General features: G+C 68.6%; 9 protein-coding genes and 1 tRNA gene. 6 read left to right on the forward strand and 4 right to left on the reverse strand.

Annotated elements, in window-relative coordinates:
- The 3 genes from WCJ52_RS09640 to WCJ52_RS09650 form a co-directional block, all read left to right on the forward strand.
- A partial coding sequence (locus tag WCJ52_RS09640) for an acyl-CoA dehydrogenase family protein (RefSeq protein WP_336903091.1) occupies nt 1-758 on the forward strand: 758 nt, incomplete at its 5' end.
- A 36-nt stretch (nt 759-794) separates the two neighbouring features.
- On the forward strand, nt 795-1,931 hold the full coding sequence (locus tag WCJ52_RS09645) for an acyl-CoA dehydrogenase family protein (RefSeq protein WP_336903092.1): 1,137 nt from the start codon (nt 795-797) through the stop codon (nt 1,929-1,931).
- Between the two features lie 131 nt (nt 1,932-2,062).
- Nucleotides 2,063-2,965 (forward strand): hypothetical protein, encoded by a 903-nt coding sequence (locus WCJ52_RS09650; RefSeq protein WP_336903093.1) that lies wholly within the window; start codon nt 2,063-2,065, stop codon nt 2,963-2,965.
- 28 nt (nt 2,966-2,993) lie between these two features.
- Here WCJ52_RS09650 and WCJ52_RS09655 read toward each other — a convergent pair whose 3' ends face one another.
- Entirely contained in the window at nt 2,994-3,467 is a 474-nt protein-coding gene (locus WCJ52_RS09655) for a response regulator (RefSeq protein WP_336903094.1), read from the reverse strand.
- A 147-nt stretch (nt 3,468-3,614) separates the two neighbouring features.
- Between WCJ52_RS09655 and WCJ52_RS09660 the strand changes: the two genes are divergently transcribed.
- A complete protein-coding gene (locus WCJ52_RS09660; protein WP_336903095.1) occupies nt 3,615-4,037 on the forward strand; it encodes a PaaI family thioesterase in 423 nt (140 codons plus the stop codon).
- A gap of 206 nt (nt 4,038-4,243) precedes the next feature.
- On the opposite strand, the gene WCJ52_RS09665 is transcribed toward WCJ52_RS09660, so the two are convergent.
- Nucleotides 4,244-4,318, reverse strand: a tRNA-Gly gene (locus WCJ52_RS09665).
- A gap of 104 nt (nt 4,319-4,422) precedes the next feature.
- On the opposite strand from WCJ52_RS09665, the gene WCJ52_RS09670 reads away from it, so the two are divergent.
- On the forward strand, nt 4,423-5,286 hold the full coding sequence (locus WCJ52_RS09670) for a hypothetical protein (RefSeq protein WP_336903096.1): 864 nt from the start codon (nt 4,423-4,425) through the stop codon (nt 5,284-5,286).
- A gap of 10 nt (nt 5,287-5,296) precedes the next feature.
- Here WCJ52_RS09670 and WCJ52_RS09675 read toward each other — a convergent pair whose 3' ends face one another.
- Complete coding sequence (locus WCJ52_RS09675; protein WP_336903097.1) at nt 5,297-6,319, reverse strand: 2'-deoxycytidine 5'-triphosphate deaminase; 1,023 nt, start codon at nt 6,317-6,319, stop codon at nt 5,297-5,299.
- A 120-nt stretch (nt 6,320-6,439) separates the two neighbouring features.
- Between WCJ52_RS09675 and metZ the strand changes: the two genes are divergently transcribed.
- Complete coding sequence (gene metZ / locus WCJ52_RS09680; RefSeq protein ID WP_336903098.1) at nt 6,440-7,624, forward strand: O-succinylhomoserine sulfhydrylase; 1,185 nt, start codon at nt 6,440-6,442, stop codon at nt 7,622-7,624.
- Between the two features lie 11 nt (nt 7,625-7,635).
- Here metZ and WCJ52_RS09685 read toward each other — a convergent pair.
- On the reverse strand, nt 7,636-8,103 hold a 468-nt coding region (locus WCJ52_RS09685), incomplete at its 5' end, for an SDR family oxidoreductase (protein ID WP_336903099.1).

Below are 8,103 nucleotides of genomic sequence, written 5' to 3' on the forward strand. Positions count from 1 at the left end.
CCGAGGACAAGGGCGACCACTTCCTGATCAACGGCCAGAAGATCTGGACCTCCGGGGCCCAGTACGCCGACTGGTGCTTCTGCCTGGTGCGCACCGACACCAGCAAGAAGCATGAAGGCATTTCCTTCGTGCTCTTCAGCATGCATCAGCCGGGCGTCGAAGTCCGGCCGATCAAGCTGATCGCCGGCAACTCGCCCTTCTGCGAGACCTTCTTCACCGACGTCCAGGCCGACAAGAAGAACCTGGTCGGGCCGCTGAACGGCGGCTGGTCAATCGCCAAGCGCCTGCTCCAGCATGAGCGCGGCGGCCTGTCCGGCGCTGGCGGCGGTGGCATGGGCGGCCGGTCCCTGGTGGACCTGGCCCGCGAATATGTCGGCGTGGACCCCCAGGGCCGGATCGCCGATCCCGACCTGCGTACCCGCGTCGTCCAGCACGAGATCGAGGGCCGTTCGTTCCAGCAGACCGCCGTGCGCGTCATGCTGGAGAGCAAGGGCAATTCCAGCCCCAGCGCCGCGACCTCGATCATGAAGAACGCCGGGACAAGCTGGATGCAACTGCGTCAGGAACTCACCCTCGAGATCATGGGGCACCAGGGCCTGGGCTGGGAAGGCGACACCTTCAAGCCCGAGGAACTGGGCGCCGTCCGCGGTTGGCTGGGCGGCAAGGCCTTCACGATCTACGGCGGCAGCCAGGAGGTGCAGAGCAACATCATCTCCAAGCGCATCCTCGGCCTGCCCGACCTCACCCAGCACAACTGACACCCACCGACACGACGAATTTAAGGATCAACTGAAATGGCCGTTCTGAACGAAGAACAGAGCATGCTCCGCGACGCTGCGAAGAGCTGGACCCAGGAAAAGAGCCCGGTCACCGCCTTCCGCAAGATGCGCGATTCCGGGGTCGAGATTGGATACGACGCCAAGGCCTGGAACGAGATGGCCGAGATGGGCTGGGCCGGGGTGATCATCCCCGAGGAGTATGGCGGCTCGGCCTTCGGCTACCTGTCCATTGGCCTCATCCTCGAGGAAATGGGCCGGAACCTGGCCGCATCACCCCTGATCGCCTCGGGTGTGGGCGCCGCCTCGGCCCTGGTCCTGGGGGGCTCCGACGCCCAGAAGTCCGAATGGTTGCCGAAGATCGCTGACGGTTCTGTCGTCGGCGCCCTGGCAGTGGATGAAGGCGCGCACCACGCTCCCGACAAGGTCGCCCTGGCCGCGACCAAGTCCGGTGCCGGCTACAGCCTCTCAGGTGCCAAGTCCTTCGTGATCGAGGGCCTGGCCGCCAACCTGCTGGTGGTTTCCGCCCGCACCTCCGGCCAGTCGGGCGACAAGGACGGGATCACCCTGTTCCTGGTACCCGCCGACGCCAAGGGCGTGAGCCGCAAGCGCCTGGCCCTGGCGGACAGCCGCGGTGCGGCCAATATCACCTTCGACAAGGTCGAGGTGGGCGCCGACGCCGTGCTGGGCGCCGTCGACAAGGGCTGGGACGTCCTGGAAAAGACCCTCGACCGCGTCCGCGCCGCCCTGGCGGCCGAGATGCTGGGTGCCGCCAACCAGGCCTTCGAGACCACCCTGGACTACCTCAAGGTCCGGGTGCAATTCGGCCAGGTGATCGGCTCCTTCCAGGCCCTGCAGCACCGCGCTGCCAAGATGTTCACCGACCTGGAACTGGCCCGCAGCGCCGTCGAGGCGGCCCTCCAGGCCATCGACGCCGACAGCCCCGACGTGCCGGAGCTGGTGTCCCTGTCCAAGGCCAAGATGGGCGACGTCTTCCACCTCGTTTCCAACGAGATGGTCCAGATGCACGGCGGCATCGGCATGACCGACGCCCACGACGCGGGCTTCTACCTGAAGCGCGCCCGGGCGGCCGAGGCGGCCTTCGGCAGCCAGAGCTATCACCGCGACCGCTACGCCCGGATCAACGGCTACTGATCCCCGGCCGGCGCGTTCCGGAACCCAGGCCCCCCCGGCGACATCGCCGGGGGGGTTTTGCGTTCCACCGGGGCGGAATTGCAGGGGCGTCCCGGACATGGTTTGCTGGCGGCCTGCCGATGGAGACCTCGATGATCCGCTTCCGACTTGCGCCCCTCGCCCTCGCCCTCTGCGTCTCGGCCAGCCCCGCGGTCGCCGAAAGCATCCTCTTCGTGGGCAATAGCTTCACCTTCGGCGCCACATCCCCCGTTTTACGCTACCGGCCCGAGGCCGTGACCGACCTCAACAAGGAGGGCATCGGGGGCGTGCCGGCCATCTTCAAGGTCCTCACCTTCCAGGCGAAGCTCGACTATCAGGTCAGCCTTGAGACCTCGCCTGGCAAGAACTTCGACTGGCACCTGGAGAACCGCCTGCCCCTGATCGACCGTCCCTGGGACGTGGTCATCCTCCAGGGCCAGTCAACCCTGGACCTCGAGCGACCGGGTGACCCGACCCGCCTCATCGATGGAGGCCAGCGGCTCTCGGACCGACTGGGGCAGAGGAATCCTGCGGCGCGGATCTACTACGAAGCCACCTGGTCCCGGGCCGACCTGACCTACGCCAAGCCCAGCCCCTGGAAGGGCAAGCCCATCGCCGCCATGGCCCAGGACGTCCGCGCCGGCTACGACCGGGCCCGGTCGGTCTCGAAGTCCGTGCGGGGCGTCCTGCCGGTGGGCGAGGCCTGGAACCGGGCCATGGAGACCGGCGTCGCCGATCCGAACCCCTATGACGGCCTCAGCTTTGGCAAGGTCGACCTCTGGGGTTGGGACCAGTATCACGCCAGCGCGGCGGGATATTACCTCAGCGCCCTGGTGATCTTCGGGGCGGTGACCGGACTTGACCCCCGAAGCTTCGGCGAGCGCGAGGTCGCCGCCTATGAGCTGGGACTTTCACCCACACAGGCCAAGGGCCTTCAGGAGGCCGCCTATGCCCAGTTGCGAGCCGAGGGCCTGCTTCCCGACCTCCAGGCGACCCCGGCGCGCGCCGGGCCCTAGCGCTGGTCCCCAATTATCGGAACAGGATCTAGTCGCCTTCGCTCATCGGGAAGGCCCTTCCCAGGGGCCGGCGCGGTCCGTTGTAGCTCCCGGTCCGGATGAACTCGCGGTCAGGCGCCAGGGCGTGGGTGATTCGCTCCGCCAGGGCCCGACCGGTGATCGGCTTGGCGATGAACTGGTCGACCCCCGCCTCGAGGCAGGCCCTGACGTGCTTTTCCTCGGTGTGCCCGGTGGCCACGATGATCGGTACTTCGCTGAACGGATGGGATTCGTCAGCCCGGAGGTTACGGACGAAGGTCACGCCATCCAGGACCGGCATCTTGAGGTCGGTGATGATCAGGTCCGGCTTGACCTGGAGGATCATCTTCTGCGCCTCGATGGCGTCGTCGGCCAGGCGGATGGAGCCAAAGCCCAGGGCGCGCAGGACCGCCGTCATGATGCTGCGCATCCCGACGTTGTCGTCGACCACCAGAACGACAAGATCCCGGCTCAGGGGAACCATTCACAACCCAGACGCAGCCTACTTCTCCGTGTATGTAGGGGTGGGCAGGTTGCGAGAAGGTTACGGTCCGACGGCACGCAGGCCTCGACGCGAACCGCCGCCTCCGGCAAGAGAGCCTCCTGACCCCCTTCGCCCGCCAGGACCGCCATGACCGAAGCCCCGCCCCTCCAGGACCTCCAGAAGACCCTCGGCCAGCAGAGGCTGGTCAGCTTTGAGCCCGGCCGGACCGCCATCGAATACCTGGCCGGTGCCCACATGTGCCACTCCGGCGGGGTTGTGCAGGGCGGCTTCATCTGCGGCTGGATCGACGCGGCCATGGCCCATGCCGCCATGGCCGGCGGCGGGGACCTGACCCCCATGTCCCTGGAGCTGAAGGTCAGCTTCTTCGCCCCTGCCCGCCCCGGCCTGGTGATCGCCGAGGCCTGGATCGAACGCGCCGGCAAGTCCACCTGCTTCGCCGAGGGCCGCCTCCTCAACGCCGCAGGCGAGGTCCTCGCCAAGGGCACCTCCACCATCCGCCTGATCCCGCGGGCGAAGGTGGAGGCGGGATCAAGGGCGGCGGCGGGGTAGGTCGATCACCCTCGGGGCGGGCCTCGCCTTCTGCACCGTCGAACCCCGTTGCTTCGCCGAGGCGAAGACCTTCCATGACGCCCTCCCTGGGACGGCCGGGCCATTACAGGGTCTTCGCGGACTCTGGGACCTGGACGGCAACAAGGCGTGCACCTTGACCCTGAGCCCGACCTGAGCGGCCCTGCTATGTGAGGTTTGTAAGAGATTGGAGCGGGCGGGGGGAATCGAACCCCCGACATCAAGCTTGGGAAGCTTGCGTTCTACCTCTGAACTACGCCCGCGCTGACCTCTCCCTTACAGCCCGGGACGGCCGGGCTCAAGACCGCGCCTTTCCCCCGGGCGCGGCGGCCTGTAGGAAGCAGGAGACATCTGACGGCGGGTCTCCATGCGCATCCTGGTCATCTTCGCACACTACTTCTCCGGCGAGGCCAAGCCCCGGCATGCCTCGACGGACGCCAGCCGCCAGGCCGACCGCAAGGTGGCGGTGGAGAGCGCCATCCGCAGCTGGCGGGCGCACTTCGGCCCCAGCGCCATGCTCGACGTCGGTTCCCGGTCCTTCCACATGGGGCCCCGGTCCGAGGACACGGTGGACATCGTGGTTACGACCACCGGCGAGAAGCACCTCATGACGCCGGACTTCTGCACGGCCATGGGCGTGCGGGTGGCCAAGCACAACCTCGAGGATCCGCGCATGCTGGGCTTCACCGCCCAGGGCCTGTTCGCCGGCTGGCGCAACCTCTACGACCTGTTCGTCTTCAGCGAGGACGACCTGAAGATCAACGACCCGGCCTTCGTCGACAAGCTGGCCTGGTTCAACCGCACCTTCGGACCCCGCCGGCTGCTCATGCCCAACCGCATCGAGCTGAACCCCGCTGGCCATGCGCCCAAGACCTATATCGACGGCGACCTGGCCCCCGCCCTCGCCACGACGATGAAGGCCCATGTGCCGGACGAGGAGGCCCTCTATGGCTCGCCCTTCGGCCGCGACGGCGTCTTCCAGAGGGCGCGCAACCCGCACTCGGGTTTCTACGCCCTCACCCGCGACCAGCTGTCCTACTGGATGAGCCAGCCCCACTGGCTAGACCGGGACTGCAGCTTCGTCTCGCCCCTGGAGAGCGCCGCCACCCTGGGTGTCGCCAAGACCTTCTCGATCTACAAGCCCTTTGGCGCGTCCTCCGGCTTCCTCGAGATCGAGCACCTGGACGACCGCTTCTCGGCCATGAACCTGCCGGTCCGCGACCGGCTCTGACGCCCCGGGGCTAGCTCCAGGGCCGGAAGTGCTTGGAAAGCTTCAGTCCCTGCCTCTGATAGTGGCCGCCGCCCTCGCCGTAGAGCCGCGTGGGCCGCTCGGTCAGGGGCTCGAAGACCAGCCGCGCCACGGTCTGGCCATGCTCCAGCAGGAAGGGCGTCTCGTGGCTGCGCACCTCCAGCACGCCCCGTGAGCCCCGGGCGCCCGCCTCGGCGGCGCCGAAGCCGGGATCGAAGAAGCCAGCATAGTGTACCCGGAACTCGCCCACGGAAGGGTCGATGGGGGTCATCTCGGCCGCCTGGAGGACGGGTATCTCCACCGCCTCCCGCGAGGCCAGGATGTAGAACTCGCCGGGATCCAGCAGCAGTTCGCCGCGGCGGGGGGTCAGGGGCTCCCAGAAGTCTTGGGGGTCGTAGCCGCCCACCCGGTCCATGTCGACGACCCCGGCGTGGCGGCGGGCGCGGAAGCCGGCGATGGCCTCGCTTTCCAGGTCGACCCCGATGCTGACCGTGGACAGGCGCAGGGGCTCGCCCCGCTTCAGGCGCAGCTGGTTGAGCCGGGTGCCCGTTCGCACCAGGACCGAGAAGGTCTGGGGCGCGATCTCGATGAAGGCGGGGCCCCGGTAGCCGTCGACCACATCATCGAAGGCCGGTTGGTGGTCGGTGAGCAGGCGCACGAAGACGTCGAGCCGGCCGGTGGAGCTCTTGGGGTTGGCCCGGGCCGAGACGCCGGCGGGCAGGGCCAGGGCCTCCTGCAGTTCGGCGATGTAGACGCAGCCCCGCTCCAAAACGGCGCCGGCCGACAGGTCGACCTCATGCATGACCACGTCTGCCAGGCGGTCGGCAACGGTGCGGCCGGGTCGGGGCAGGAAGGAGGCGCGCACCCGCCAGGCGCGCAGGCCCAGGCGCAGGTCCAGGCTGGCGGGCTGGACCTGGTCGACATCGAACGGATGGTTGGCGGTAATCGCCGCCTGCGCGATCAGGGCCTCCAGGGTCTGGCAGGGCAGAATCCCCGCAGGCGAAGTCTCGGACATGGGGGGACACTCGCCGCCGGAAGCCCGCTTGGCAAGGCTGTCCGGAAGGGCCCTCTGCGCCGCCGCTTGACCTGCGGTGCCCGGCCCTGTTGAAGCAGGCTCCTGATGCGGAGACCAACCATGCCCCAAGACCCCAAGGACTGGCGCCCCCAGACCCGACTGGTGCGCGGCGGCATGGCCCGCTCGCCCCATGGCGAGATCTCCGAGGCCCTCTACCTGACCCAGAGCTTCGCCTACGACAGCGCCGCGGCGGCGGACCGGCGCTTCTCCGGCGAGGATCCGGGCTTCATCTACCAGCGCTTCGGCAACCCGACGACGCAGATGTTCGAGGACCGCCTGGCCCTGCTGGAAGGTGCAGAGGTCTGCCGGGCCACGGCTTCGGGGATGTCGGCGGTGCACGTGGCCCTGCAGGGCCTGGTGCGGGCCGGCGACCATGTCGTCGCGGGCCGGGCCCTGTTCGGCTCCTGCCGCTGGATCCTGTCGCAGTGGATGCCGCGCTTCGGGGTGGACGTGACCTTCGTCGACGCCACGGACCCCGCCGCCTGGGCCGCCGCCGTCCGGCCAAACACCCGTGCCTTCCTGGTGGAGAGCCCGGCCAATCCCCTGCTGGAGGTGACCCCCATCGCCGAGGTGGCCGCCTTGTCCCGATCCGCCGGCGCCCGGCTGGTGGTGGACAATGTCTTCGCCACCCCGATCTTTCAGAGGCCCCTGGAGCTGGGTGCCGACATCGTCGTCTACTCGGCCACCAAGCACATTGACGGCCAGGGCCGGGTGCTGGGCGGGGCCATCCTGGGGAGCGCCGAACTGATGACCGAGGCCTACCGGGACATCCTGCGGCACACAGGCCCGGCCCTGTCACCCTTCAACGCCTGGGTCCTGCTGAAGGGCCTGGAGACCCTGGACCTGCGCGTGCGGCGCCAGTCGGACAATGCCGGGAGGGTCGCTGAGACCCTGGCCAATCATCCCGCTGTCAGCCGGGTGGTCTTCCCCGGCCGGAAGGATCACCCCCAGGCCAACCTCATCGCCAGCCAGATGACGGGGCCCGGCAGTGTCGTGGCCTTCGACCTGGGAACGCGGGAGCGGGCCTGGGCCTTCCTCGACGCCCTGGGGATCGTCGACATCTCGAATAACCTGGGCGACGCCAAGTCCATGGCCACCCACCCCAGCACCACCACCCACCGGTCCTTGTCGGAGTCCGAGCGGCTGGAGATCGGACTCACCGAGGGCTGGGTGCGGATGAGCGTCGGACTGGAGGACGCCGAGGACCTGGCCGAGGACGTGGTCCAGGCCCTCGACCGGGTCTGACCCCGCCGGGGTCAGAAGATCCCGTAGCCGCCGTCGATCAGGAAGCTGTCGCCGGTGTGGAAGGCCGAGGCGTCCGAGGACAGGTAGACGGCGATGCCGCCGAAGTCCGCCGGCTGGCCCCAGCGGCGCACAGGCACGCGGCGGATGACCGCGTCGTTGAACTTGTCATTGCCTTGGGCGCCGGCGGTCATGTCGGTGGCAATCCAGCCCGGCAGGATAGCATTGGCGCGGACGCCGTAACGGGCGTGCTCCACGGCGATGGAGCGGATCATGGAGATCACCGCCCCCTTGGTGGCGGCATAGGCCTCATTGCGCGGGGCGCCGTCGTAGGCGGAGAGGGAAGAGATCACCACCAGGGATCCCCCGGCCTTGTCGCCGCCGTCGGCCCGCGCGACCATGTGCTTGCAGGCTTCCCGGAAGGTGAAGAAGACCCCGTCCAGGTTGACCGCCAGCACCCGCCGGTAGGTCTCGGTGGGGAA

The sequence above is a fragment of the Phenylobacterium sp. genome (assembly GCF_037138395.1).
Taxonomy (GTDB): Bacteria; Pseudomonadota; Alphaproteobacteria; order Caulobacterales; family Caulobacteraceae; genus Phenylobacterium.